The organism is Hyphomonadaceae bacterium ML37 (assembly GCA_027627685.1).
Classification (GTDB): Bacteria; Pseudomonadota; Alphaproteobacteria; order Caulobacterales; family Maricaulaceae; genus Oceanicaulis.
This window is the reverse complement of record CP091241.1, coordinates 1,837,904-1,862,529: the sequence shown is the minus strand read 5'-3', so window position 1 is coordinate 1,862,529 and position 24,626 is coordinate 1,837,904. Positions and strand designations below refer to the sequence as shown.

Genomic DNA, 24,626 nt, shown 5'->3' with positions numbered 1-24,626 from the left:
CCGCGCCGCGCGGTTCCGTCGGCCCCGGCCCGGGTTTTGGCCGCCCGCGCGCCCTTCTTACACTGTCGCCGGACGCCGCTGCCCGGACAAGCGGCTTGATGGTGCCGCCCCCGCCGCCCCTTCACCTTGCGCCGCAACACGGTGATTGCTACTCGACGTGTCAGCCTGTTCACTGACGTCCGCCCCGATTTTTCCGGAGACCCGCCCATGCCGGTGACCCCTGACGACGTGCGCCGCATCGCCAAGCTGGCGCGCATCGCCGAGCCTGCCGACCGTATCGACGCCCTGACCGGCGAGCTCAACGGCATTCTCAAATGGGTGGAGCTGCTTGATGAGGTCGATGTTTCCGATGTCGAGCCCATGAGCACGGCGGTCCAGACGCCGCTGCCCCTGCGCGATGACGCGGTCACCGATGGCGGCGTGCGCGACTCAATCCTGAAAAACGCGCCGAAAGCCGAAGAAGGCTTTTTCGTCGTTCCCAAGAGCGTGGAGTAGGCGCGCATGACCGATTTCTCCTCCCTCACCCTGCACGAGGCCTTCGAGGGCCTGCGCGCCAAAAAATTCTCCGCTGTGGAGCTGGCTGAAGCGACGGTGGCGGCGGCGGAGGCCGCGCAGGGGCCGCTCAACTGCTTCACCTCCATCGATGGGGACCGCGCGCTGGACATGGCGCGCGCCAGCGATGCGCGCCTGGCCAAGGGCGAGGGCGGGGCGCTGGAAGGCGTGCCGGTGGCGATCAAGGATCTGTTCGCGGTGAGGGGCGTGGAGACCACGGCCTCGTCCAATATCCTGAAAGGTTTCAAGCCGGAGTACGAATCCACCGTTACGCAGAATTTGTGGGACGCTGGGGCAGTTTACTTCGCCAAGACCGCCATGGACGAGTTCGCCATGGGCTCGTCCAATGAGACCGCGGCCACCGGACCGGTGGTCAATCCGTGGCGGGCAAAGGGCTCTGACGCCAAGCTGACGCCGGGCGGGTCCTCGGGCGGGTCGGCCGCGGCGCTCGCCGCCGGGATCAGCTATGGCGCCACGGGCACTGACACGGGCGGCTCGATCCGCCAGCCCGCCGCGTTCGCCGGCCTGGTGGGCGTGAAGCCGACCTACGGCCGCTGCTCGCGCTGGGGCGTGGTGGCGTTCGCCAGCTCGCTGGACCATCCCGGCCCGTTCGCCAAGACGGTGAAGGATGCGGCTCTGCTGACCCAGGTCATGTCGAGCCACGACCCGAAGGATTCCACCTCGCTGGCCAGCGAGGTTCCGGATTTTGCCGCGGCGGCGGATCGCCCGATCAAGGGCCTGCGCATCGGCATCCCGAAGGAATACCGCGTTGACGGCATGCCCGGCGAGATCGAGACGCTGTGGCGCGAGGGCGCCGAATGGCTCAAAGCCCAGGGCGCCGAAATCGTCGATATCTCCCTGCCCATGACGCAGTACGCCTTGCCGGCCTATTACATCATCGCCCCGGCGGAAGCTTCGTCGAACCTTGCGCGCTATGACGGTATGCGCTTTGGCGCACGGGTGGAGGGGGCCGACCTCACCGAGACCTACGAGAAGACGCGCGCCGCCGGTTTCGGCAAGGAGGTGCAGCGCCGCATCCTGATTGGCACTTATGTGTTGTCGGCAGGATATTATGATGCGTACTATCTCAAGGCGCTGAAAGTTCGCCGGCGCATCTATGAAGACTTCACGCAGGCTTTTGAAAAAGTGGACGCCATCCTCACCCCCGCCACGCCCAGCGCCGCGTTCGAGATCGGGTCCAAGGCCAAGGCCGACCCCATCGAGATGTATCTCAATGACATTTTCACCGTCACCGCCAATATCGCCGGCATCCCGGCCATGAGCGTGCCCGCGGGCCTGGACAAGGACGGCCTGCCGCTGGGCCTGCAGGTGATCGCCCCGGCGCTGGACGAGGAAACCATGTTCGCCGTCGCCGGCGCGCTGGAACGCGCCGCCGGGTTCACGGCCAAAGCGGATAAGTGGTGGTGATCGGGCGGGCGTCATGACCCTCGTCCGCTTCCTCATCCCCGCTTTCGGGCTTCTGGCCATTCTGGGCGCGCTGATGGCCAGCGGGCACATGGGCGAGTCCGGCTGGTTGCTGGCGGTAGGCATTACCCTGATTGTGACGGGGGCGGTGGGCGTGCTGAACGTCATCTTCTTCCGGCGGCTCAAAGCGGCGTTGGACCGCATGGCGGACGAGCAACGCGAGGAGCGGTGAGACCCGCTGCGCATGCCTTGTTCTCGCAGGCCGGGCGGGCTAAGGGTCGAAGCTGATCACGCCCCCCATACGGACACGCCGCCGCCATGCGCCTCAGCCGATTTCTGCTTCCCGTCCTGAAAGAAACACCCGCCGACGCGAAGATCGTCTCGCACCGGCTGATGCTGCGTTCGGGCATGATCCGCCAGGAGGCGGCGGGGATTTATTCCTGGCTGCCGCTGGGGCTGCGGGTGTTGCGCAAGATCGAGGCAATCGTCCGCGAGGAGCAGAACCGCGCCGGCGCTATCGAGATTCTGATGCCGACGCTTCAGCCCGCCGATCTGTGGCGCGAGAGCGGGCGCTATGAGGCCTATGGCGACGAGATGCTGCGCATCGTCGACCGCCACAAGCGCGACCTGCTGTACGGACCCACAAACGAGGAGATGGTGACCGCCATCTTCCGCAATTATTGCAAGTCCTACAAGGATTTGCCGAAAAACCTCTATCACATCCAGTGGAAGTTCCGCGACGAGACCCGGCCCCGCTTCGGCGTCATGCGCGGACGAGAGTTCCTGATGAAGGACGCCTATTCGTTCGACTTGGACGAGGCGTCGGCGCGCGCGGCCTATAACCGCATGTTCATCGCCTATCTCAACACGTTCGCGCGCATGGGGCTCAAAGCCGTGCCGATGCGCGCCGACACCGGGCCGATTGGCGGCGATCTGAGCCATGAATTCATCATTCTGGCCGAGACCGGCGAGAGCGAAGTGTTCTGCGACAGCGCGCTGGTGGAGATGGGCGCGCCGGGTCTGGACGTCGATTTTGACGGCGATCTGCAGGCGCTGGTCGATCAGCGCACCGCGCTCTACGCCGCCACCGAAGACATGCACGATGCCGCCCGCTTCGAGGCCGAGACGCCGCAAGAGCGCCGCTTGTCGGCGCGCGGGATCGAGGTGGGTCATATCTTCTATTTCGGGACCAAGTATTCTGATCCCATGAAGGCCTTCGTCACCCATCCCGACGGTCAGGACCGGGCGGTGCACATGGGCTCTTACGGGGTGGGCGTGTCGCGGCTTCTGGGCGCCATCATCGAGGCCCATCATGACGAGGCGGGGATTGTCTGGCCCGACGCCGTGGCGCCGTTCGGGGCGGGGATCATCAATCTCAAAGCCGGCGATCCGGACACCGATGCGGCCTGCGCGCAGGCCTATGACGCGCTGTCGCTGGCCGGGCTTGATCCGCTGCTGGACGATACGGGCGACCGGCCGGGCGCCAAGTTCGCCTCCATGGATCTGATCGGTCTGCCCTGGCAGCTGGTGATCGGCCCGCGCGGGGTGAAAGAAGGCAAGGTGGAGCTCAAACGCCGCGCCACCGGCGAGCGCGTGGAGCTGAGCCTGCAAGATGCCGTCGCGCGGATCGTGGAGGCCAGCACCGCATGAGCGCCGCGCCGGACACAGAGCGGGCGCCAAGCGGGGCGAATGCGGGCGGGGCCGGGCCGTTCAGCAGCTTCGAATTCATGCTCGCGTTCCGCTATCTGCGCGCCCGGCGCCAGCAGGCCGGCGTGACGCTGGTGGCGACCATTTCCTTTGTCGGGATCATGCTGGCGGTGACCGCCCTGATCGCTGTCATGTCGATCATGAATGGCTTCCGCCACGAGCTGCTGACCCGGCTTCTGGGCGTGCAGCCCCATGTTTATGTCCAGCTGGCCTCCGACATGAACAGCCAGACCAGCGATCTGGCCGACGCCATCGCCGCCCTGCCCGGCGTGCGTCAGGCGGGGCCTGTGACGCTGGGCCAGGCGCTTGTGACGTCGGCGCGCGGGCAGGCGGCGTTCGCGCAGGTCAATGGGGTGCGCGCCTCGGATTTCGCCAATTTTGACATTGTCACCGGCGCGGGCGGCGTCGCGGAGGCGGGCGGCGGGCTGGTGTCCGGGACGGCGGAGGGCTTTGGCGAGGGCCGCAATGGCGGCGACATTATTGTCATCGGCTCGGCCATGGCCGCGCGCCTCGGCGTCTCGGCGGGCGATGATGTAACGCTGGTGACGCCGCGCGGCGCTCAGACCGCGCTGGGCGTGGCGCCGCGATCGAAGACCTATCTGGTGGGCGGCGTCATCACGGTGGGCGTGCAGGATCTTGATTCCATCCTCGTCTACATGCCGATTGAACAGGCCGCCCTGTTCTTCAACCGGTCGTCAGCCGGGGACTATATCGATGTGCGCCTTGACAATCCCGACGCGCCCGAAGCGGTCATCGCGCGCATCAACGCGCTGGCGCCGCCCGCCACGGTGGTGTTCGATTGGCGCGTGGAGAACGCCGCCTTCTGGAACGCGCTGCAGGTGGAGCGCATCGCCATGCGGCTCATCCTGTCGATTATTGTGGCCATTGCGGCGCTCAACATCATTTCCGGCGTGGTCATGCTGGTGAAAAACAAGACGCGCGACATCGCCATTTTGCGCACCATGGGCGCCACGCGCGGCGCGGTGATGCGTATCTTCCTGATTGCGGGCGCGACCATCGGCTCGTTCGGGACGCTGTGCGGGATTGTGCTGGGACTGATCTTCGTGGCGTGCATCGGCCCGATCCAGGACGGGATTGCGCTCCTGACCGGCGTCAACATCTTCGATCCCACCGTCTACAAGCTCTACCGCCTGCCCGCGCGGGTGGACTGGACCGAAGTGGTGTTCGTCTCGGTGTGGGGCTTCGCCATGGCGCTCCTGGCCACGCTCTTCCCCAGCTGGCGGGCCGGGCGCATCGATCCGGTGGAGGCGCTGCGCAATGAGTGAGCCGGTATTGTCCATCCGCGCCCTGACGCGCGTCTACGAGACCGGGGCCGAGCGCCTGGAAGTCCTGTCGGGCGCCGATCTCGACCTCTATCCCGGCGAGCTGGTCGGGCTGGTCGGGCCGTCCGGCTCGGGCAAGTCCTCGCTCCTGCATGCTGCAGCGCTGCTGGAGACGCCGACCTCGGGTCAGGTCTTCATCGCCGGGCAGGACGGGCTCGCCCTGCCAGAACGCGCGCGCACGGCCTTGCGCCGGCGCGAGATTGGCTTTGTGTACCAGTTCCACCACCTCCTGCCCGAGCTCAACGCGCTGGAGAATGTCGCCCTGCCGCTGCGTATTGCGGGCAGGGGCGTGCGCGAGGCCCATGAGGCGGCGCGCGTTCGCCTTGAATCCCTCGGACTCGGCGGGCGGCTCACCCACCGCCCAGGGCAGCTGTCCGGCGGCGAGCAGCAGCGCGTGGCGATCGCCCGGGCGCTCGTCAATAATCCGCACGTGGTGCTGGCCGACGAGCCCACGGGCAATCTCGATCCGGCCCATTCCGACCAGGTCTTCGACGCCCTGGCTGTCGCCTGCCGCGAAGCCGGCGCAGCCGCGCTGATCGCCACCCACAATCTGGCGCTGGCCGCCCGCATGGACCGGGTGGTGACGGTGGAGCAGGGCCGGTTGACGGCGTGGACGGCCGAGAGCTGAGCCGTTTTGTCTTGCGATTTGGGCTGCCTGAACCCGCTTTTGCGGGCTGAGCAGGCGCGCCAACCCCCGGATTTTCCACAGCTTTGCGAATCATTTTGGCGCCAGCACGATTCGCGCTTGACGCGGAGAACAAAAGGCGAAAATATAGGGAGGAACAAAACGCGAATAGCCGCTGAATGCGGCGCGCCACCAGAAGGATGCCTGCCATGCGCCACGCTCTTGAAGACATCGCCTCGGCTGCGGTCATCGCCGGTTTCGTCACCCTCGCGCTCGCCGTCTCCGCCGCAATGGCGGGGTGAGGGCTGAGCGCGCCGGGCTGACCGCATCGCCCGGCTGCGTCTAGAGTGGGCGGCGTTGCGAATCCCGCCGCGCGGAGACGGATCCATGAGCCAGCGCCCTTTTGTCCATTTGCGTGTGCGCTCGCCCTATTCTCTGCTGGAAGGGGCGCTGCGCATCGGCGAAATCGCCGAATTATGCCGCACCCACGACATGCCCGCCGCAGCGCTGACCGACACCAATAATCTGTTCGGCGCGCTGGAATATTCAGAATACCTGTCTGACGCCGGCGTGCAGCCGATCATCGGGTGTACGCTCTCGGTCCAGATCGCCGAGCCCAGGCCCGGTGATCGCGGCGGCCCTGACGGCACGCTGGTCCTGCTGGCCCAGAGCGAGGCGGGCTACGCCAATCTGATGGCGCTGTCCTCGTCCGCCTTTCTCGACATCCAGCAGCCCGATCCGCCCCATGTGCGCCTCGACGCCGTGCTGGCGCGCGCCGAGGGACTGATCTGTCTGACCGGTGGCCATGACGGGTTGATCAATCGTCTGGTCTGCGCCGGGCGCGCGGGGCCGGCGGACGCGCTGCTGGACCAGCTGGCCGAGGCGTTCGGCGATCGCCTGTATCTGGAGCTGCAGCGCCATGGCCGGCCCGATGATCTGACGGCGGAGGATTATGTCATCGATCGCGCCTACGCGCGCGGCCTGCCGCTGGTCGCCACCAACGAGCCTTTCTTTGCGCGGCCCGAGCAGCACAGCGCCCATGACGCGCTCCTGTGCATCGCGGGCGGCGCCTATGTCAGCCAGACCGACCGGCGCACGGTGACGCCCGAGCACTATTTCAAATCCGGCGCCGAGATGGCCGCGCGCTTCGCCGATCTGCCCGAAGCGCTGGACGCCACGATGGAGATCGCCCGGCGCTGCGCCGTGCGGGTGCACACGGCGGCGCCCATATTGCCGCGCTTTCCCACCGAGGGCGGACGCGACGAGGCTGAGGAGCTGGGCGCGCGCGCCCGCGCCGGGCTGGAGGCGCGCCTGGCGCGCAATGAACCGGCCGCGCCGCGCGAGACCTATGAGGCGCGCCTGGCCTTCGAGCTCGACGTCATCGGCAAGATGGGCTTTCCCGGCTATTTCCTGATCGTGTCGGACTTCATCCAGTGGGCCAAGGCCGAGGGGATTCCTGTAGGGCCGGGCCGGGGCTCGGGCGCAGGCTCGCTTGTGGCCTGGGCGCTGACCATCACCGATCTCGATCCGCTGCGCTTTGGATTGCTGTTCGAGCGCTTCCTCAATCCAGAGCGCGTGTCGATGCCCGACTTCGATATCGACTTCTGTCAGGACCGGCGCGGCGAGGTGATCCGCTACGTCCAGAAGCGCTATGGCGCTGACCGGGTGGCGCAGATCATCACCTTCGGCACGCTGCAGGCGCGCGCCGTGGTGCGCGATGTAGGCCGGGTGCTGCAGCTGCCCTTCGGTCTGGTCGACCGCATCGCCAAGCTGGTGCCCGCCAATCCGGCGGCGCCCGTGACGCTCGCCCAGGCCATGGACACAGAGCCCAAGCTGCAGGCGCTGCGCGATGAAGATCCCATGGTGGCGCGCCTCATCGAGGTGGCGTTGCAGCTGGAAGGGCTCAACCGCAACGCCTCCACCCACGCCGCCGGGGTGGTGATCGGCGACCGGCCCCTGACCGAGCTGGTGCCGCTCTATCTCGATCCGCGCGCGGATTTGCCCGCCACCCAGTTCAACATGAAATGGGTCGAGCCGGCGGGCCTTGTGAAATTCGACTTTTTGGGCCTCAAAACCCTCACCGTCATTCAGCGTGCGCTGGACTATATCGAGGGCGCCGGGGCGGAGCGGCCCGATCTGGAAGCCCTGAGCTTTGATGATCCGGCCACGTTCGAATTGATGGCGGCGGGCGCGTCCATCGGCGTGTTCCAGCTGGAAAGCTCGGGCATGCGCGACACGCTGCGCAAGGTGAAGCCGGACACCATTGAGGACGTGATCGCCCTGATCTCGCTCTACCGCCCCGGTCCGATGAAGAATATCGACAGCTTCGTGGACCGGAAATTTGGCCGCGCCGAGCTTGACTATCTCCACCCCGATCTCGAACCGGTGCTCAAAGAGACCTACGGCATTATCGTCTATCAGGAACAGGTGATGCAAATCGCCCAGATCCTGTCGGGCTATTCGCTGGGCGAGGCCGATCTGTTGCGCCGGGCCATGGGCAAGAAGAAGAAAGAGGAGATGGACCAGCAGCGCGTCCGCTTCCTCGAGGGCGCGAAAGAGCGCGGCGTGCCGCCGGTGCGCGCGGCCTTCATCTTCGATCTGGTCAATGAATTCGCCGGCTACGGCTTCAACAAGTCCCACGCCGCCGCCTATGCCGTGATTGCCTATCGCACCGGCTGGCTGAAAGCCAATCACCCTGTGGCCTTCATGGCCGCGTTGATGAGTCTCGACCGCACCAATACCGACAAACTCGCCGTGTTCTTCCAGGAAGCGCGGCGCATGGGCATCGAGGTGCGCCCGCCTGACGTCAATCGCTCCGAGGCTGATTTCTCAGTGGAGGGCCAAGCGGTGCGCTATGGCCTGGGCGCGGTGCGCAATGTGGGATTCTCGGCCATGGAGCATGTGCGTGCCGTGCGCGCCGAGGGCGGGCCGTTCCGCGATCTGTTTGATTTTGCAGGCCGCGTTGATCCGCGTCTGGTGAACAAGCGCGCGTTTGAAAATCTCGCCCGCGCCGGAGCGTTCGACAGTCTGGAGCCCGACCGCGCCCAGGCGCTGGCGGCTGCCGAAACCCTGCTGGCCTACGCCCAGACCGCTCACGCTGAACGTGAAAGCGATCAGGCCTCGCTGTTCGGCGGGCCTGCTTCCGGGGCGGCGCAAGCTCTGGAGCGTCCGCGCCTGCCGCCGCGCGAGGCTTGGGACCCTGTGCGCCGGCTGGATGAAGAATTATCAGCGGTGGGCTTCTATCTGTCGGGCCATCCGCTGGACGATCTGCGCGACGGGCTGGCGCGGCGCGGCGTGGTTCTGTTCGCCGATCTGCCCGCCCGCGTGGCCGACGGCGCCAAGGCGGCGCGCATGGCCGCCATCGTGCGCCGGCGCCAGGAAAAGGTGTCGCGCCGCTCAGGCGAGAAATTCGCCTTCCTCACCCTGTCCGACCCATCGGGCGAGTTCGACGTGCTGGTGCCGCCCAAAATCCTGTTCTCGGTGCGCGATCTCATCGAGCCGGGCTGCGCCGTGATCTCGGCCATGAAGATTGAAGAGAATGAAGAAGGCCTGCGCCTGATCATGGAGAGCGCCGAGGCCATCAACACCGCCGCGGTCGAGGCGGACGGGCGGGGCCTGCGCATCCATCTTGACGGGCCGTCGGCGCTGGCCGGGCTGCCCGCGCGCCTGGAGCATTCGCTGGCGCGGCCCGGACCGCGCGGCAAGGTGCATCTCATTGTGCCGCTGGCCGACGGGCGCCGGGCCGAGCTGCGCCTGCCCGGCGAACATGGCGTGGACCCGGTGGCGCGCGCCGCCTTCAAGGCCCTCGACGGCGTGGCGGAGGTCGAGCTGATATGACGTGGCGCGGGCGCCATCTCTCCCCAAGGCCAGCCCCTCTGCGCCTGCAGCGCGGGGGCGCCGCGGGCCGTGCTGTCATGGTATCTCTCCGCGCTCATGCACAGTTTTGCGCCGCCCGTGCGCGCAGCGCTGACACGCCAGGAGAGGTCGCCCATGCCTGAAGACCGGCCTGCAAACACCGCCCCCGCCGCAGCGGCGCGCCCCAAGACGGCGCCGGCCGCTTTGGCCACGCCGCATCCGCGCGCGTTTGGCGCGGTTAACTGGCTGGGGCTGTGGACGCTCTACAAGAAGGAGGTGCGCCGCTTTTTGAAGGTGCATTTCCAGACGGTGCTGGCGCCGGTGGTCACCTCGCTCCTGTTCATGATCGTGTTCTCGCTGGCCATCGGCGCCCAGCGCGGCGAGATACTCGGCGTGGCCTATGCCAGCTTCCTGGCGCCGGGCCTGGTCATGCTGGGCGTGCTCAACAACGCCTTCGCCAATTCATCCTCCTCGCTCATCGGGGCGAAGATGATGAACAACACCACAGACTTCCTGATGCCGCCTTTGTCACCGGCAGAGCTCGCTGCCGCTTTCATCGGCGGCGCCGTGACGCGCGGCGTGCTGGTGGGCGTGGCCACTGCGGTGTGCATCGCGCCGTTTGTCGACATGAGCGTGGCGCATCCCTGGGCGGTGGCCTATTTCGGCCTATCGGCGGCGCTGATGATGGGCGTGATCGGGGTGATGGCGGGGCTGTGGGCGGAGAAGTTTGATCATCTCGCCGTGGTGACCAATTTCATCATCCTGCCGCTCGCCTTCCTGTCGGGCACTTTCTACTCGGTGGAAATCCTGCCCGAGCCTTTCTACACCATCAGCCATATCAACCCTGTCTTCTTCCTGATCGACGGGTTCCGGTACGGGTTTATCGGGGCGGGCGACAGTCATCTGGGGCTCGGCATGGCGGTGACGGCGGGGCTCAATCTGGTGCTGATCACGTCATGCTATCTGCTATTGCGCTCGGGCTGGCGCTTGAAGAGCTGAGGCGAAGGGGCCTAGATCAGGGCTGAATTTTTGAACCTGGGGGCTTTTGCGCATGGCCAGACCGTTGATGGATACCTATTCGCCGCCCGATATCGATTTCGAGCGGGGCGAGGGGGTATATCTCCATGCGCGCGGCGGCGCGCGCTATCTCGATTTTATCTCCGGCATCGCCGTGAACGGGCTTGGCCATTGCCACCCGGCCGCTGTAGCGGCGCTCAAAGCGCAGGCCGGGACGCTATGGCATACCTCGAACATGTTCCGCGTGCCCGGCCAGATCGAACTGGCGGACAAGTATTGCCGCGACAGCTTCGCTGACCGGGTGTTCTTCACCAATTCAGGCACTGAGGCGATGGAGTGCGCGCTGAAAACCGCGCGCCATTACCATTTCGCCAATGGCCGCCCGGACCGCTACCGCATCATCACCTTCACCGGCGCCTTCCATGGCCGCACCTTCGGGGCGATCAATGCGGGCGGCAATCCGGCCTATCTCGAAGGCTTCGGACCGCGCATGGAGGGATTTGACCAGGTCCCCTTCGGCGATCACGAGGCGCTCAAAACCGCTGTCACCGAGGAAACCGCGGCCATCCTGGTCGAGCCGGTGCAGGGCGAGGGCGGCGTGCGCGCCATCCCCGATGTCTGCCTGCGTGGGCTTCGTGAGTTGTGCGATGATCACGGGCTTTTGCTGATCTATGACGAGGTGCAGTGCGGCGCCGGGCGCACCGGCAAGCTGTGGGCCCATGAGTGGGCCGGTTCCGCTGCGCCCGACATCATGGCCGTGGCCAAGGGCGTGGGCGGGGGCTTTCCCATGGGCGCGTGCCTGACCACCGATGCGGCGGGCGCGCATATGAAAGTGGGCACGCACGGGTCCACCTTTGGCGGCAATCCGCTGGCCATGGCGGTGGGCAACGCCGTCTATGACGAACTGACCCGGGACGGCTTCCTCGATCACGTCAACGCCATCTCCAACACGCTGCGCCAGCAATTGTCGGGTCTGGTGGATGCGCATTCGCATAAGGTGGCGGAGCTGCGCGGGCGCGGCCTGCTGATCGGGCTGAAGCTGAAAGACGGCTTTGTGAACAAGGATCTGGCCGCCCATGCGCGCGCCAATCACCTGTTGATGGGCGCGGCCGGGGATAATGTGGCGCGTCTGGCGCCGCCGCTGATCATTGACGAAACCCATGTGCGCGAGGCCGTGGCGGCGCTGGATGCGGCGCTCACCGCGCTGGAGCCGCAATGATGCGCCCCGTTGCGCCAGGCGAGGCTGGCGCGGGTGATGATCGCGTCATCAGCTTCCAGCTGGAGGGCCGCCCCGTGCGCGGGCGCATGGTGCGTCTGGGCGCGGCGGCGGACGAGATTCTGTCCGCCCACGCCTATCCTGACAGCGTCGCGCGCTTGGTGGGCGAAGCGGCCTTGCTGGTGGTGCTGATCGGGGATTCGCTCAAATTTGACGGCAAGCTGATCATTCAGGCCAGCGGGCCGAGTTCGGGCGGGCGCCAGATCGAGGGCGAGGGCGCGGTGTCCTTCGTGGTGGCCGATTTCGTCCCGGGCGAGGGCGTGCGCGCCTACGCCAAATACGATGCCGAGCGTGTGGCCGCGCTGGAAGCCGAGGGCAAGGCCGGCGCGCGCGATCTGCTGGGCGGCGAGGGCCATTTCGCCATGACGCTGGATCCCGGTCCGGGCATGGAGCGCTATCAGGGCCTGACCCTGATCACCGGCGACACGTTGGCCGACAGCGCGGAACATTATTTTGACCAGTCCGAACAGGTGCCCTCGCGCCTGCGCCTGGCGGTGGGCCGCGAAATGCTCGATGGCGGGCGCACGGTGTGGCGCGCGGGCGGGGCGCTGATCCAGCGCATCGCCGGTGACGCGGCGCGCGGCGACAGTCAGGAGGCGTTCGATCATGCGCGCGCCCTGTTTGAAACCCTGGGCGATGACGAATTGCTCGACCCCAAGCTCAGCGCCGGCGAGGTGCTTTACCGCCTGTTCCACGAGGACGGCGTGCGCGTGGAGCCGGGACGGCCGGCGCCGCGCCGCTGCAGCTGTGAACGCGCCGCGCTCGCCCGCCTGCTGGCGCGCTTTCCCAGCGATGACCGCGAGCATATGAGCGCGGCCGACGGCTCGGTGGCGATGACGTGCGAATACTGCAATCGCGAATGGGCCTTCACGGCGACCGAGATCGATTCTGCGGCCAGCGCGAACGATTGAGGCGGGCGGTGCCTGCGGCGCGGCGCTGACAGGCGGCGCTGTGCGGTCCTGCCCCCGTGCGCCGGGCGTGCATCCAGCCGGCGGTGCGGGGGCACGCCGTCGCGCCCCCCTCGTGCCGTGCCTATTCCAGATACAGCGCTCTGAGCCGTTCCAGGTCCGCGCCCAGAACCTCGGTCAGATAAGCCTCCACGCTGCCGTGGTCGGCCTCGATCTGGTCCAGGGCGGCGGCCAGATAGGCGGGGTCCGAGCGCATGAAGGGCGCGAGGACCTCATCAGGCAGATTGACCCAGAAGGCGGCCGGATCGTCCGCGTCCACCGAGGCGCGGCTGGCTTCAATATCGGCCATGTAATCGACGAATGTGTCGGACAGGGCGTAGTCAGCCAGCACCACCTCGCGCGGCACGCCCAGCGCCTTCAGGATCAGGGCCGCGGCCACGCCGGTGCGGTCCTTGCCCGCCGAGCAATGGAAGGTCGTCGCCTGCGGACCGGTTTCCAGCGAGCGGAACAGGGCCGCGAACCGGCCGGCGAACTCGGTGGGCATCACGCGGTAAAAACCGGCGAATGCAGCGGCCGAATTGGCCTCCGACATGCCGCCGGCGAAGGCTTCTGCGAACACGGCGGTGTCGATCTCGTAGTCCCAGTCCAGTGTCTCCACCGTGCCGGCGCGCCAGTCGGTCGGCTCGGCGCCGCGTTCGCTGGAGGCACGGAAATCACAGACCACACCGATCCCGAGCCCGCTCAGATAGCGGTAGTCATTGTCGGTCAGGCCGGTCATCACGCCCGAGCGGTACAGGCGGCCCCAGCGCACGCGGCGGCCATCGGCGGTTTCATACCCGCCCAGATCCCGGAAATTCTTCCCGCCTTCCAGCGGCAGCAGGCGTTCAGCCACGGTGTACTCGCTCCCTGACGACGTGCGCACGCGCACATAAGGCCGGCCGGCGATCGCATCGGCCGGGATGGCGACAGACTGACCCTGCACGGCCACCGGCATGAAGGATGCGGCGTCAAAATCAGACGGATCGCTGCTGACGGCAATGGCGCTGGGCGCCGGAACGTTGGTCCAGGACAGGGTCAGCTGCCCCGCATCGGACCGCGACAGGGCATATTGGGCCTCCACCGCCGGGGCGGCGATGACCAGGCAAAGGCAGGCGAGCCATAGGCGCATGATGTCCTCCTGACGGCCAGTGGGCCGGGGGGCGTGTGCCCCCCGGCCCTGGCGGTGTGTCTAGTAGCTGACGCGGATGCCGGCCATGAAGCGGCGGCCGAACCCTTCGACCTCGGTGGGCAGGCTGCGGTCGCGGTTCTGGTAGCGCACGCCCAGCTCGTCGGTCAGGTTGTTGGCGTCGAAATACAAGGTCGCAAAGTCAGCGACCTGGTAGCGGGCCGAGAAATCGAGACGCTCGTAGGCACCCCAGTAATTGTCGGCGTTGATGTCGGTCTCGATCGAGGACAGCCAGTCATCGCGCCAGGAATAGTTGAGACGCAGCGACAGGCCGTAATTCTCGTAATAGAGCGAGGCGTTGTAGATCAGGTCCGACGTGCCCGGCAGGGGCAGGGCGCGGCCGTCGGGCGCTGTGAACTCGCTGTCGATGAGCGTGATATTGCCCTGGAAGCCGAAGCCATCCAGCGGGCCGGGCAGGAAGGTCCATTGCTGCTGATAGTTCAGCTCCACACCCGTCAGGCGGCCATCGGACCCGTTGTCCACGGTGACGTAGTCAAAGCCGGCCGTGCCCGGGCCGAAGCGGTCGTCGGCCAGGGTTGTGGAGGCATCAAAGATGACATTGTCCACCCAGCGCGAGAAGGCGCTGACCGCCAGGATGCCGCCGGCATTGGGGTACCACTCGACCGCTGCGTCCACGCCCCAGGCCTCTTCGGCCTGCAGGCGCGGATTGCCGCCAATCACCACATTGTTGGAGGCGTCCACCACGGCGCTGGCGCGCAGCTCGCGGTAGTCCGGGCGGCTGATGCCGGTGGTCAGGCCGGCGCGCAGCTTGACCGTTTCGCTGGCGTCGAAGCTGTAGTTCACGCTGGGGAAGAGGCGCGTATCGCTCTGTGAGATCGAGAGCGGCTGGGGACCGGCCGCAGTCACCGCGAACCCGGCCGTGGTGTAGTCGCTGTGCTCTACGCGCGCGCCGGTGACCAGGGTGGACCGCCCCCAGTTCACGGTCGCCTGAGCGTAGGCAGCGAGGATGTCTTCCTCGATGCTGATGGCCTGATCGGGAGCGATCGACAGATTGAAGCCGCCCACCGCTTCGGCCCAGGCTTTTCGAATGCCCTCATTGTCATACAGGAAGACGTCGAAACCGCGCGGGAAGTCCGACGTCCACGGACGGTCTGTCTGGAAAGCGTCAATGTTCACCGAGGCCGGGAAGGGGCGCAGGAGGGCACCCAGATTGCTGCCCGGATTGCCGCCGGTGGCCGAGCGTGTGTCGTACTGGACGCCGAACTCGATCGTGGTGTCATGACCGCCCAGCTCGATGTCCCGGCTGGCATCGGCCTGGAGCTTCCAGGCGTCGGTTTCGAGCACATCGCCAAACAGGATCGACAGATTGGCTGCCAGCGGACCCGATTGCGGGATGGCGGGCAGAGGGCCGCCCACCGACGGCGCGGGGGTGAATCGGGTCTGGAGCAGATTGACCGTCACAAAGCGCGGGTCGGTGCGGTCGTAGACCACGGTGGGCAGACTGACATTGGGTACAGCGAGAACGGACAGCGGGATGGGCAGGATCGTGGAGCTTTCCGTCTCGGTATAGTTCAGGCGGGCTTCCACGCGCCATCCGGCAGCGTCAAAGTCAGACCCCGCAGTCGTCGTCCAGGTATTGTTGTTGTAGCGCCCGTCCTGAAGCAGGCGCTGGATCGGTACCGCCACCACGGTGCCGGTCTGCACGCCGCGGCCCGGGCGCCCGCCCAGATCGAACACGAACTGGTCGCGCGTCTCGCGGTCGATGAACTCGCTGTACAGGGTCGACACAAACACGCGCGTTGTGTCATCGGGCCGGAATTCCACATGGAGGTTGGCCGCATTGGTCTCGCGTTCCAGCGAGTACGTGCGGAAATCGAGGTCTTCAGGCAGCATGACGCCGCCAACCTCTTCATAGGAATACTCGCGATTGTCCGTAATCTGATTATTGCGGTAGTGGGACAGCGCCGCCAGGACGCCGAAACGGTCGTTCGACCATGAGGCCCGGCCGGCCAGCTGGCGCTGGGGCCCGTCGCCCAGATCATTGCTGCCATAGCCCGCTTCCCCATTGAAGCCGAAGCCTTCAATCGAGAACGGGTTGAAGGTGTTGATGTTGATCGTGCCGGCCACAGCCTCGGCCGAGAGAGACGGGGTCAGGGTCTTGATCGCCTCGATCGAACCCACGATCACGGTGGGAATGGAGTCGAACCGGGGCACGCGCCCGCCTTCGGCACCGAGCACTTCGATCCCGTCAAACGCCACGGTCGTCCAGCGCTCCGGCATGCCGCGGAAGTTGATGTAGCGCGCCTGGCCCTGGTCGCGCTGGATGGCCAGGCCGGGCAGGCGGCCCAGCGCGTCAGCCGCGTTCTGGTCAGGGAAGCGTCCGATCGTATCGGCCGCGATCACATCGATGAAATTGTCCGCATCGCGCTTCTGGGCGATCGAGGCTGCCTGGGAGTCGCGGATCGGCGATGCCGTGACGCGCACGACGTCCATGCTGGCATCTTCCTGGGTCGCGGGCGCGGCGCTTTGGGCGCTGGCGGCTCCGGTCATCAGGGCTGCGGTGGATATGCTCAAGAACAAGGCAGTGCGTTTCATGGGGGCCCCTCCGGCGCAAATGGAGCCCTCGATATCGCGCCATTGAACAAACGTACCGAGTCAATTTTTCTCGACAATTTCGCGATAGTTTTACGAATAAATGTCCTGATCCTGACAGTTTAACCGCGCCAAAAAGCTTTCCAAACCGGTGCTTGGGTCGCGCCCGCGCATTGTGAAGCGGCGGCGTCACGCTGTAATCAAATGGGTAAATTCGAACGAATGTACCGAAGGGCGCGCGTGCTGGCGCGGGTCGGTGAATGGCGTTAGCGTGCGCGCATGCTGTGTGACCCTGCGTCTTCAGTCCGTGCACGCCTTGTGTCGTCCGCCCGCATGCTGATGAGCCGGCACGGGCTGCGCGAGGCCACTGCGCGCCGCGTCGCCGAGGCGGCGCAGGTCAGCGTGTCGCTGGTCAATTACCATTTCAAGGACCGCAACGGGCTCATCGGCGCGGTCTATGAAGACGAGCTGGTCCGGCACCAGGCCTGGCTGGCGGATGCGGCCGGGGCGCTCGCCGAGTCGGTGACCGGCCCGGAGCATCTGGCTGACTGGCTGTCTGCCTTTGTCATGCGCCGCGCGCTGAACAGCGATACGGTCGCGCTGGAGCGCATCCTCTGGATCAATGCCGGGCGTGTCCCCGGGCTGGCCGGCCTGGCACAGGACTGGATGGCCGCGGTGGAGGCCTTTGCCGGCCAGATCGCGGCGCAGTTCCAGCTGGGTGTCGAGGCGCAAGACCATCTGGCGGAGTTCTATCTGTCGTGTGATCTGCTGGTCTCGCCCGCCATGTCCGACCAAGCGGGCCTGACCCTGGCCAATCTGGCTGCCCGGCGGTTTGCCGCGCGCCTGTCGGGGGTGGGCACCGGAGACGATGCGGCCCCGGACCTGTTTGATGCCCTGCATGGCGCTCTGGTGCGCAGCCATGAGCGCCCGCCCGCTGCGCCCGGTCACAGCGCCAGCCAGCGCATCATCCAGGCGGCACTGGACATCGTCGCGCGCGACGGCGCGGACGCGGTGAACCATCGCGTGCTGGCGCGCGAGGCAGGCGTGCCCCTGGGGGCCACCACACGGCATTTCACCTCGCGCCCGGACATTTTGCGCTGCGCCTTCGAACACGCCCACGCCGCCCTGTCCGAAGGCGCGCGCGCCCAGTCGGGCGGCACATGGCGGATGACGCGCAGCCAGCTGGCCGAGGGCAGCGCGTCCAGCCTGCTGACGGCGAACGGGGATATCGCCGTATCCATGCTGATCATGGAGGAGCTGGTCATTTTCGCCCAGACCGACGCGGCTCTGTCGGGGCTCGCCCGGTCTCTGGTGGCCATGCGCGGCGAGACGTCCCTGGCCGTATTGCGCGCCGTGGCCGAGCCGCCGGCGGCGGTCACGCGCACCGATGCCTTCGTCTGGTCGCTGTGTACGTTCGGGATGCTGGCCCGCCTGCGCCTGACGCCGCCCGGGGAGCGCGCCGCGTTTGTCCGTGGCAGGACGCTCGGCCGGCTTAACCTGCTGGGGCCGGGCTAGACCTGCCCGCTTGGCCGCGCCCGGCAGGCCTCGCGCCACGCGCTCAGCGCCTCCAGCTCCGCCTCGGGCTCCATCTTCACCCACCCTGCAAAGTCCACGAAGACCAGGGCGGAGATATCGGCGAAGCTGAACGCGTCGCCGGCGAGCCAGGGGGTCTGGCGCAGGCGTTGGTCCAGAACTGTGAAGAAGCGCTGGCCGCGGGCGCGGCCGCGTTCGGCGAGCTGCGGGATTTGCGGCACGGGGTCGGGGCCAGGCAGGGCGCGGTCTTTGAGGGCCTTGGACGTGTTGCGCAACACCCCCATGATCGCCATCAGGCCTTCGCTCTCCACCCGCCACACCCATTCCGCGGTGCGCGCCTGCTCCAGAGGCGACCGGCCCAGCAGAGGCGGGTCGGGGTAGAGGGCTTCAAGATAGCGCACGATGGCTGCGTTATCGCACAGCGCCTCGCCGTCTTCGGTCACCAATACCGGCACAGTGCAGCGCGGATTGATGGCCTGGAATTCCGGGGCGAAGTGCGCGCCGGAGCGCAGATCGATCTCCACCCGCTCAACATCCACGCGCTTTTCCGCGATCACCATGCGTGCGCGCCGGGGCGAGGGGGCGGTGGCGCAGTCATAGAATGTCATCATGGGGATCAGCCTTCTCCGTGTCAGGAAAATTGCGCCGGACGCGCGACCGCCACGCCCAGGCGCGCTTCGATCGCCGCGCCCAGCGCCAGGATCACGCCCTCTTCATAGAGCGGCGCCCACAGGCTGGTGGCGTAGGGCACGCGGTGCAGCGTGCCGCTGTCATCGGCCGGCTCGCCAAAAATGGTGCGGGTGGGCGCCTCGATAAAGCCGGAGCGGAAGGCCAGCTGGGGGTGGCCGGTATAATTGGTGATCAGAAGCATGGACCCTGCGAAGTTCGGCCCGATCACGGCGTCGAGGTCTGCGAACCGCGCATCCATCATCTCCATGGCCTCGCGGCGCAGCCGGTCGGCATTGATGAGATCCACCGCAGACAGAAAGCGCGTGCGCCGCCAGGTATTGGGCCAGGCCGCATCATCCTGCCAGCGCAGGCGGTCATCCAGGTCCTGCAGCGTCAGATGTTCGAACGCAGCGGCGGCCTCGGCCTCAAGCTGCATCAGCATGGCGTCCCAGGGCCTGTCATCAACCTCGAACGGGACGAGCGTCACGCCCAGGCTGCGCGCCGCCTCCAGCGCGGCGCGGTCGGGATCGGCGGCGTTTTCGAACCAGTCCGGGTTATAGCCCACGCGCAGGCCGGTGAGGTCGCGGGTGAAATCGGCCTCAAAACCGTGATTGCGGCTGGCCGGATCGCCGTCATCGCCGCCATTGATGGCGGCCAGCACCAGCGCCGCGTCGGGCGCCGAGCGCACGATGGGGCCGATCTTGTCGAGCGACCAGCACAGGGCCATGGCGCCGGTGCGCGCCACCCGCCCGAAGGTGGGCCGCAGGCCGGTCGATCCGCAGCGGTGCGAGGGCGAAACGATGGAGCCCAGCGTCTCGGTCCCGATGGCAAAGGCGCACAGGGCCGCCGCCGTGGCCGAGGCCGGACCGGCCGAGGAGCCGGAGCTGCCTTCCGCCGGATTGAACGGATTGCGCGTCACCCCGTCATACCAGATATCGCCATAGGCGATGGCCCCGCTGGTCGCCTTGCCCAGCAACACCGCGCCGGCGGCTTCCAGGCGCCGGGCGATGACAGCGGTCTCGCTGCCGATGCGGTCCGCGTAGACGCTGGCGCCCCAGGTGGCGGGCAGGTCTTCGACGTCGATAATGTCCTTGAGTGCATAGGGCACGCCATGCAGGGGTCCGCGCACCTGGCCCGCAGCGCGCTCGGAATCACGGGCGGCGGCTTCGGCCCGGGCGCGGTCCGCGCTGACATGGACGAAGCATTCCAGCTGATCGGCGTGGGCCGTGATGCGGGCGAGATAAAGCTCGGTCAGCTGCGCGCTGGTGATCGCGCCGCGGGTCATCCAGCCGGCGAGGCGCCAGACCGGGGCATAGGCGATGTCGACCGGATCGGAGGGCAGGGGGCCGGGATCAGCTGGCAGGCCGGTGACCGCATTGGCCTGTCCGCGGAACGCTCGCCCCGGCAGGCGCGGTTCGAAGATCAGGCCCGGGTGCAGGCCATTGGGCTTTTCCAGCGCGCGCAGGCGTTCGGCGCGCGCCTGCCACGCCTCCAGCCCGGTCAGCATCTGCTCGCGCTCCGCCGGGGTATAGGTGACGCCCGACAGGGTCTCGGCGCAGGCCAGCGTCTGCGCGCTCAGGCCTTCAGGGCGCACAGGCGCGGGCTGTGAACAGGCGGCGAGCGCGCCGCCCGCGCCGGCCCCGGCCATCAGGGCGAGCACGCCGCGGCGGGTGGCGCGTGGATCAAGAATTTGATTCGTCATTGAAATATCCCCGGATCAGACCTGTTCACCGGGCGTTCACCCGGCGCGGCGTTAAGGTTCATGAACGGCTGCGTTGCGGCGGGCGTCAAGTCATCGGGCTCAAAACCCAATTGTGGCGGGAATGGCGCGAAATTCTTCAAAGACTGCCTTCGTTCTGGACGATTCTGCTGTTTGGTTAATGTATGGGCGCTGGGTGCCTTCCGACTCTAAAAGGGGCTGAATATGCGTGATGGAATCAATAGCCGACAAGGTCAGAGGCCGCGCTATCTGGCGCCGGGCCAGACGGCGGATACGCAGACCCCGGACGGGCTGACGCTGGATGCGCGCCCCGGCGTCGACAACCGGCTGGACGCGGCGTGGAAGAATGCGGCCGCCGCGTTTTCCGCCTACACCGACTTTCGCGCCCGCCACAAGGTGACGCGCGCGGCCTCCTATCCTGACAGCCACATCATGCATTTCTCGATCCTGGCGGCGCTGGTGCTGTTTGAGGGCCTGGCCAATGCGTATTTCTTCTCCAAGGGCTCGGATCTGGGCCTGCTGGGCGGGTGGATCCAGGCCATCACCGTGGCCTTCACCAATGTCATCGCGGCCTTCTTCCTGATCGGGTTTCTGGGCCTGCGCCTGTTGCAGAACCCGGTCAGCCGGCCCTTCTCCTTCTGGGTGGCGGTGGTGGGCGTGCCGCTGGCGGTGGCCTTCATCGTGTTCCTGAACTTCTCCGCCGCACATTATCGCGACCTTTTGGAAATCCAGGCGGCGACGATGGCGATGACCGGCGAGTTTGCGGCCAATGGCGAGATCCTGACGCCTGTGACCCGCGCGCTGACTTTCCAGCCGTTCGAGACGCTGGAGGCCTTGTTGCTGTTCATCCTCGGCATCACGTTTGCGGCCATCGCCGCGTTCAAGGGCGCCACGTTTGACGACTCCCTGATCGGCTATGGCGCAGTGCAGCGCCGGGCGGTAGCGGCGTCGGCCCATCTGTCTGAAGTGATGAAGCGTCAGTACCGCAAGGAAGACGCGGACCTGCGCACGCTGGAGCTGGCTGAGGGCCTCAAGATCGACATGGATGAGTTCTTCGCCCGCGACTATGCCGGGTCGGCGGCGCGCTATGAGCGCATGGCGCAGGGCAAGGCCGGGCCTGCGGGGGAGCCTGACGCGTCCTATGATTCAGAGCCGCCGCCCTACGAGCGCCGCTAGGCTGAATGTGACCGGCCGGGGCTGGCGCTGAGCGCCCCGGCGCCCCATGCTCACGGTTAACGCCAGCGGACGACGGGGGAGGACGCCATGCGCTCGAAAGACCTGATAGGCTTTTTCAACATAGCCGTGGTGATCGGGGTGCTGGGCGCAATCAGCTATGCGGCGATCAGCCTGCAGCCCGAGGAATACGATCCCGAGACACTGTGCCTGGCCGGCGAGACCCCGCCCCATGTGGTGGTCATGATCGACCGCACCGAAGTGATCTACACCCCCGCCCAGGCCGACCAGATCCGCCAGACCATCGTGAACGCGCGCAATGGCCTGGCCATCGGCGAGCGCCTGTCAGTGTATGAGCTCAATCACCGCGGCGAGATCCGCAACACCAACCGGTTCTCGGTGTGCAATCCGGGCCGCGGCGACCAGATCAACCCGCTCTACCGCAACCCCCAGCGCGTACAGGCGCGCTATGAGGCGCTATTCGACCGGCCGCTGGACCTGGCGCTGGAAGGCCTGTTCGACCTCATCGAGTCGCCGATCACCCCGCTGCTGGAATCACTGGCCGAGCTGACCACACGGCCCGAATTCGACCCCACCGTCCCGCGCCGCCGGATCGTGCTGATCTCCGACATGTTCCAGAACACGCGGCTCTACACGGTTTACAGCCCGACGCGCCAGGATTTGCGCAACCGCCTTCCCGCTCCCGATCAGGTGGCGCAAGCCATCCGCAACGAGTATGGCGACGGGCTGCGCGGGCTGGAGCTCGACGTGTATTACGTGGACCAGCCCGGCTGGAACGCCGAGGAACGCACCCTCATCCGCGCCCACTGGCAGGCGGTGTTCCGCGAGCTGGGCGTGCGGGACCGGTGGACGGAGTTTTGAGGGGAGCGATCCCCCTAGCCTCACCTCCGCCCCAACGCTTCCGTCAGATCCCCGATCAGATCGTCCGCCGCCTCGATGCCGCAGGACAGGCGCACCAGATCGTCCGGGGTGGGGCTCATTGGGCCTTCGATGGGTTTGCGGTGTTCGATCAGGCTTTCCACGCCACCAATGGAGGTGGCCTGGATGAAGACTTGCGTTGATGCGCACAGGCGCGCGGCGGCGGGCGCGCCGCCTTTCAGGCGGATCGACAGGAGGCCGCCAAACCCGCCGGTCATCTGTCGCTCGGCGATGGTGTGACCGGGGTGATCGGGCAGGCCCGGATAGAGGATTTGGGAGACGGCCGGGTGACCGGTCAGCGCCTGCGCCACCCTCAGCCCGTTGGCGCTCTGGCGTTCAAAGCGGACGAACAGGGTGCGCAGGCCGCGGATGAGCAGCCAGGATTCAAACGCGCCGGGCACCGCGCCGGTCAGGCTGTGATGATCGCACAGGGCCTGCCAGCGCTCGTCCTGCGCGCGTGTGATCACCGCGCCGGCCAGCACATCGCTATGGCCGTTGAGGTATTTGGTGGCTGAATGCATCACCAGATCAGCGCCCAGATCCAGCGCGCGGGTGGTGCAGGGCGGGGCGCAGGTGCCGTCGACGGCCAGTATGGCGCCGGCGCCATGGGCGATCTCTGCGGCGCGCGCGATATCCACCAGCGACCAGAGCGGATTGGCAGGCGTCTCGATCCACACCAGCTCCGTTTCACCCGGGCGCACGGCGCGGGCCAGCGCATCGGGATCATCGGGATCGAAGAGGGTAAGGGCGATAATGCCTCTGGATTCAAGATGATGCAGGAGCTTCTTCGCGCCGTAATACATCTTGGTCTGGGCTGCCACATGGGCGCCGGGTTTGAGCGTGGCGAACACCGCCATGGCGGCGGCGAGCCCTGAGGCGAACAGGCGCGCGCCCGCGCCGCCTTCCAGCGCGGCGAGGATGTCGGCGGCATGGGCCTGGGTCGGGCCTTCCGGGCGCAGATAATCATGGGCGCCGATCAGGGCGTTGCCGGCGCCGCGCGCAAAGGTGGTCGCCGTGTGGACGGGCGGAATGACTGCCCCGGTCTCCGCATCGATCCGGTGCAGCGCCTGGGCGGCGAGAGTTTCGGGGCGCTTAGCCATTGAGGATTTTCGCCGCCCGCGGCGCGAAGTAAGTGAGCACCCCGTCCGCGCCCGCGCGCTTGAACGCCAAGAGGCTCTCCAGCATGGCGCGCTCACCGTCGATCCAGCCATTTGCGGCGGCCGCCTCGATCATGGCGTATTCGCCCGAGACCTGGAACACGAGGGTGGGCAGGGCGAAGGCGGTCTTCACCCGCGCCACGATGTCGAGATAGGCAAGCCCTGGTTTCACCATCACCATGTCGGCGCCCTCGGCGATGTCGAGCTCCATCTCGCGCAGGGCTTCATCGGTATTGGCCGGGTCCATCTGATAGGTCTTCTTGTCGCCCTTGAGCGCCACAGCGCTGCCGATGGCGTCGCGATAGGGGCCGTAAAAGGCCGAGGCGTATTTGGCGGCGTAGGACAGGATCATCACGTGCTGGAAGCCTTCACCGTCCAGCGCCGCGCGGATGGCGCCCACGCGCCCGTCCATCATGTCGGACGGGGCGATCACGTCGCAGCCCGCCCGCGCCTGGGTCAGGGCCTGCGAGCACAGGCGCTCCACCGTGGGGTCATTGAGGATGACGCCGTTCTCAAGCAGCCCGTCATGGCCGTGATCGGTGAAGGGATCGAGGGCGACATCGCAGATAATCCCCACCTCCGGCGCGGCGTCCTTCATCGCCTTGATGGCTTTCGCCACCAGCCCGTCCGGATTATCCGCCTGACTGCCGTGTGCGTCTTTCAGCGAGGCGTCCATATGGGGAAACACCGCGATGGCGGGGATGCCCAGGGACCGCGCCTCCACAGCGGCTTTGGCGGCATCTGCCACTGTGAGCCGGGTCACGCCGGGCATGGAGGCCACCGGTTCGCTGTGCGCCTTGTCGGTGACGACAAGCGTCCAGACCAGGTCATCCGGGGTCAGCGTGTTCTCGCGCATCAGCCGGCGCGACCAGTCATGCTGGCGCATGCGGCGCAGACGGGTGGTGGGAAACTGGGCCATGACGGTGTATCTCGCGCTGCGTAAGCTCTT

At 66.9% G+C, this 24,626-nt stretch carries 19 protein-coding genes; 13 read left to right on the top strand and 6 right to left on the bottom strand.

Annotated features, from left to right (window positions below):
• Positions 1 to 207: 207 nt before the first annotated feature.
• The 10 genes from gatC to L2D01_09130 all read left to right on the top strand — a co-directional run bounded on the left by gatC (position 208) and on the right by L2D01_09130 (position 12,711).
• The gene (gatC, locus tag L2D01_09175; protein ID WBQ09065.1) at positions 208 to 495 is read left to right on the top strand and encodes an Asp-tRNA(Asn)/Glu-tRNA(Gln) amidotransferase subunit GatC; all 288 of its coding nucleotides are present in this window, start codon (positions 208 to 210) and stop codon (positions 493 to 495) included.
• Positions 496 to 501: 6 nt separating this feature from the next.
• A complete protein-coding gene (gene gatA / locus L2D01_09170) occupies positions 502 to 1,980 on the top strand; it encodes an Asp-tRNA(Asn)/Glu-tRNA(Gln) amidotransferase subunit GatA (protein WBQ09064.1) in 1,479 nt (492 codons plus the stop codon).
• A gap of 13 nt (positions 1,981 to 1,993) precedes the next feature.
• Positions 1,994 to 2,209, top strand: coding sequence for a hypothetical protein (locus L2D01_09165; GenBank protein WBQ09063.1), 216 nt, complete (start codon positions 1,994 to 1,996; stop codon positions 2,207 to 2,209).
• A gap of 86 nt (positions 2,210 to 2,295) precedes the next feature.
• The gene (locus L2D01_09160) at positions 2,296 to 3,627 is read left to right on the top strand and encodes a proline--tRNA ligase (GenBank protein WBQ09062.1); all 1,332 of its coding nucleotides are present in this window, start codon (positions 2,296 to 2,298) and stop codon (positions 3,625 to 3,627) included.
• Complete coding sequence (locus L2D01_09155; GenBank protein ID WBQ09061.1) at positions 3,624 to 4,970, top strand: lipoprotein-releasing ABC transporter permease subunit; 1,347 nt, start codon at positions 3,624 to 3,626, stop codon at positions 4,968 to 4,970. Before L2D01_09160 ends, L2D01_09155 begins: the two co-directional genes overlap by 4 nt.
• The gene (locus L2D01_09150) at positions 4,963 to 5,655 is read left to right on the top strand and encodes an ABC transporter ATP-binding protein (GenBank protein WBQ09060.1); all 693 of its coding nucleotides are present in this window, start codon (positions 4,963 to 4,965) and stop codon (positions 5,653 to 5,655) included. The genes L2D01_09155 and L2D01_09150 overlap by 8 nt, the downstream gene beginning before the upstream one ends.
• 384 nt (positions 5,656 to 6,039) lie before the next feature.
• Positions 6,040 to 9,489 (top strand): DNA polymerase III subunit alpha, encoded by a 3,450-nt coding sequence (gene dnaE / locus L2D01_09145; protein ID WBQ09059.1) that lies wholly within the window; start codon positions 6,040 to 6,042, stop codon positions 9,487 to 9,489.
• A gap of 153 nt (positions 9,490 to 9,642) precedes the next feature.
• Positions 9,643 to 10,506 (top strand): ABC transporter permease, encoded by an 864-nt coding sequence (locus L2D01_09140; GenBank protein WBQ09058.1) that lies wholly within the window; start codon positions 9,643 to 9,645, stop codon positions 10,504 to 10,506.
• Positions 10,507 to 10,558: 52 nt separating this feature from the next.
• The gene (locus L2D01_09135; protein WBQ09057.1) at positions 10,559 to 11,743 is read left to right on the top strand and encodes an aspartate aminotransferase family protein; all 1,185 of its coding nucleotides are present in this window, start codon (positions 10,559 to 10,561) and stop codon (positions 11,741 to 11,743) included.
• Positions 11,740 to 12,711 carry an Hsp33 family molecular chaperone HslO gene (locus tag L2D01_09130; protein WBQ09056.1) on the top strand — a complete coding sequence of 324 codons (972 nt, stop codon included), beginning with the start codon at positions 11,740 to 11,742 and terminating at the stop codon, positions 12,709 to 12,711. Before L2D01_09135 ends, L2D01_09130 begins: the two co-directional genes overlap by 4 nt.
• Before the next feature lie 121 nt (positions 12,712 to 12,832).
• Here L2D01_09130 and L2D01_09125 read toward each other — a convergent pair whose 3' ends face one another.
• Both L2D01_09125 and L2D01_09120 read right to left on the bottom strand, forming a co-directional pair.
• Positions 12,833 to 13,876, bottom strand: a complete 1,044-nt coding sequence (locus L2D01_09125) for a tyrosine-protein phosphatase (protein WBQ09055.1) — start codon at positions 13,874 to 13,876, stop codon at positions 12,833 to 12,835.
• A 60-nt stretch (positions 13,877 to 13,936) separates the two neighbouring features.
• Positions 13,937 to 16,489 carry a TonB-dependent receptor gene (locus L2D01_09120; protein ID WBQ09054.1) on the bottom strand — a complete coding sequence of 851 codons (2,553 nt, stop codon included), beginning with the start codon at positions 16,487 to 16,489 and terminating at the stop codon, positions 13,937 to 13,939.
• Between the two features lie 336 nt (positions 16,490 to 16,825).
• On the opposite strand from L2D01_09120, the gene L2D01_09115 reads away from it, so the two are divergent.
• Positions 16,826 to 18,001, top strand: a complete 1,176-nt coding sequence (locus L2D01_09115; protein ID WBQ09053.1) for a TetR family transcriptional regulator — start codon at positions 16,826 to 16,828, stop codon at positions 17,999 to 18,001.
• On the opposite strand, the gene L2D01_09110 is transcribed toward L2D01_09115, so the two are convergent.
• Both L2D01_09110 and L2D01_09105 read right to left on the bottom strand, forming a co-directional pair.
• Positions 17,998 to 18,630 (bottom strand): glutathione S-transferase family protein, encoded by a 633-nt coding sequence (locus L2D01_09110; protein ID WBQ09052.1) that lies wholly within the window; start codon positions 18,628 to 18,630, stop codon positions 17,998 to 18,000. The two genes, L2D01_09115 and L2D01_09110, sit on opposite strands and share 4 nt — an antisense overlap.
• 20 nt (positions 18,631 to 18,650) lie before the next feature.
• A complete protein-coding gene (locus tag L2D01_09105) occupies positions 18,651 to 20,390 on the bottom strand; it encodes an amidase (GenBank protein ID WBQ09051.1) in 1,740 nt (579 codons plus the stop codon).
• A 222-nt stretch (positions 20,391 to 20,612) separates the two neighbouring features.
• Between L2D01_09105 and L2D01_09100 the strand changes: the two genes are divergently transcribed.
• Positions 20,613 to 21,584, top strand: a complete 972-nt coding sequence (locus L2D01_09100; GenBank protein ID WBQ09050.1) for a hypothetical protein — start codon at positions 20,613 to 20,615, stop codon at positions 21,582 to 21,584.
• 87 nt (positions 21,585 to 21,671) lie between these two features.
• Positions 21,672 to 22,463 carry a hypothetical protein gene (locus L2D01_09095; protein WBQ09049.1) on the top strand — a complete coding sequence of 264 codons (792 nt, stop codon included), beginning with the start codon at positions 21,672 to 21,674 and terminating at the stop codon, positions 22,461 to 22,463.
• A 20-nt stretch (positions 22,464 to 22,483) separates the two neighbouring features.
• On the opposite strand, the gene L2D01_09090 is transcribed toward L2D01_09095, so the two are convergent.
• Both L2D01_09090 and hemB read right to left on the bottom strand, forming a co-directional pair.
• On the bottom strand, positions 22,484 to 23,620 hold the full coding sequence (locus L2D01_09090; protein ID WBQ09048.1) for a PLP-dependent transferase: 1,137 nt from the start codon (positions 23,618 to 23,620) through the stop codon (positions 22,484 to 22,486).
• A complete protein-coding gene (hemB, locus tag L2D01_09085; protein ID WBQ09047.1) occupies positions 23,613 to 24,596 on the bottom strand; it encodes a porphobilinogen synthase in 984 nt (327 codons plus the stop codon). Before hemB ends, L2D01_09090 begins: the two co-directional genes overlap by 8 nt.
• Between the last annotated feature and the right edge of the window lie 30 nt (positions 24,597 to 24,626).

Bases quoted from the DNA above. Each gene is read 5' to 3' on its own strand.
- gatC (WBQ09065.1), top strand. From the start codon at position 208: ATGCCGGTGACCCCTGACGACGTGCGCCGCATCGCCAAGCTGGCGCGC.
- gatA (WBQ09064.1), top strand. From the start codon at position 502: ATGACCGATTTCTCCTCCCTCACCCTGCACGAGGCCTTCGAGGGCCTG.
- L2D01_09165 (WBQ09063.1), top strand. From the start codon at position 1,994: ATGACCCTCGTCCGCTTCCTCATCCCCGCTTTCGGGCTTCTGGCCATT.
- L2D01_09160 (WBQ09062.1), top strand. From the start codon at position 2,296: ATGCGCCTCAGCCGATTTCTGCTTCCCGTCCTGAAAGAAACACCCGCC.
- L2D01_09155 (WBQ09061.1), top strand. From the start codon at position 3,624: ATGAGCGCCGCGCCGGACACAGAGCGGGCGCCAAGCGGGGCGAATGCG.
- L2D01_09150 (WBQ09060.1), top strand. From the start codon at position 4,963: ATGAGTGAGCCGGTATTGTCCATCCGCGCCCTGACGCGCGTCTACGAG.
- dnaE (WBQ09059.1), top strand. From the start codon at position 6,040: ATGAGCCAGCGCCCTTTTGTCCATTTGCGTGTGCGCTCGCCCTATTCT.
- L2D01_09140 (WBQ09058.1), top strand. From the start codon at position 9,643: ATGCCTGAAGACCGGCCTGCAAACACCGCCCCCGCCGCAGCGGCGCGC.
- L2D01_09135 (WBQ09057.1), top strand. From the start codon at position 10,559: ATGGCCAGACCGTTGATGGATACCTATTCGCCGCCCGATATCGATTTC.
- L2D01_09130 (WBQ09056.1), top strand. From the start codon at position 11,740: ATGATGCGCCCCGTTGCGCCAGGCGAGGCTGGCGCGGGTGATGATCGC.
- L2D01_09125 (WBQ09055.1), bottom strand. From the start codon at position 13,876: ATGCGCCTATGGCTCGCCTGCCTTTGCCTGGTCATCGCCGCCCCGGCG.
- L2D01_09120 (WBQ09054.1), bottom strand. From the start codon at position 16,489: ATGAAACGCACTGCCTTGTTCTTGAGCATATCCACCGCAGCCCTGATG.
- L2D01_09115 (WBQ09053.1), top strand. From the start codon at position 16,826: ATGAGCCGGCACGGGCTGCGCGAGGCCACTGCGCGCCGCGTCGCCGAG.
- L2D01_09110 (WBQ09052.1), bottom strand. From the start codon at position 18,630: ATGATGACATTCTATGACTGCGCCACCGCCCCCTCGCCCCGGCGCGCA.
- L2D01_09105 (WBQ09051.1), bottom strand. From the start codon at position 20,390: ATGACGAATCAAATTCTTGATCCACGCGCCACCCGCCGCGGCGTGCTC.
- L2D01_09100 (WBQ09050.1), top strand. From the start codon at position 20,613: ATGCGTGATGGAATCAATAGCCGACAAGGTCAGAGGCCGCGCTATCTG.
- L2D01_09095 (WBQ09049.1), top strand. From the start codon at position 21,672: ATGCGCTCGAAAGACCTGATAGGCTTTTTCAACATAGCCGTGGTGATC.
- L2D01_09090 (WBQ09048.1), bottom strand. From the start codon at position 23,620: ATGGCTAAGCGCCCCGAAACTCTCGCCGCCCAGGCGCTGCACCGGATC.
- hemB (WBQ09047.1), bottom strand. From the start codon at position 24,596: ATGGCCCAGTTTCCCACCACCCGTCTGCGCCGCATGCGCCAGCATGAC.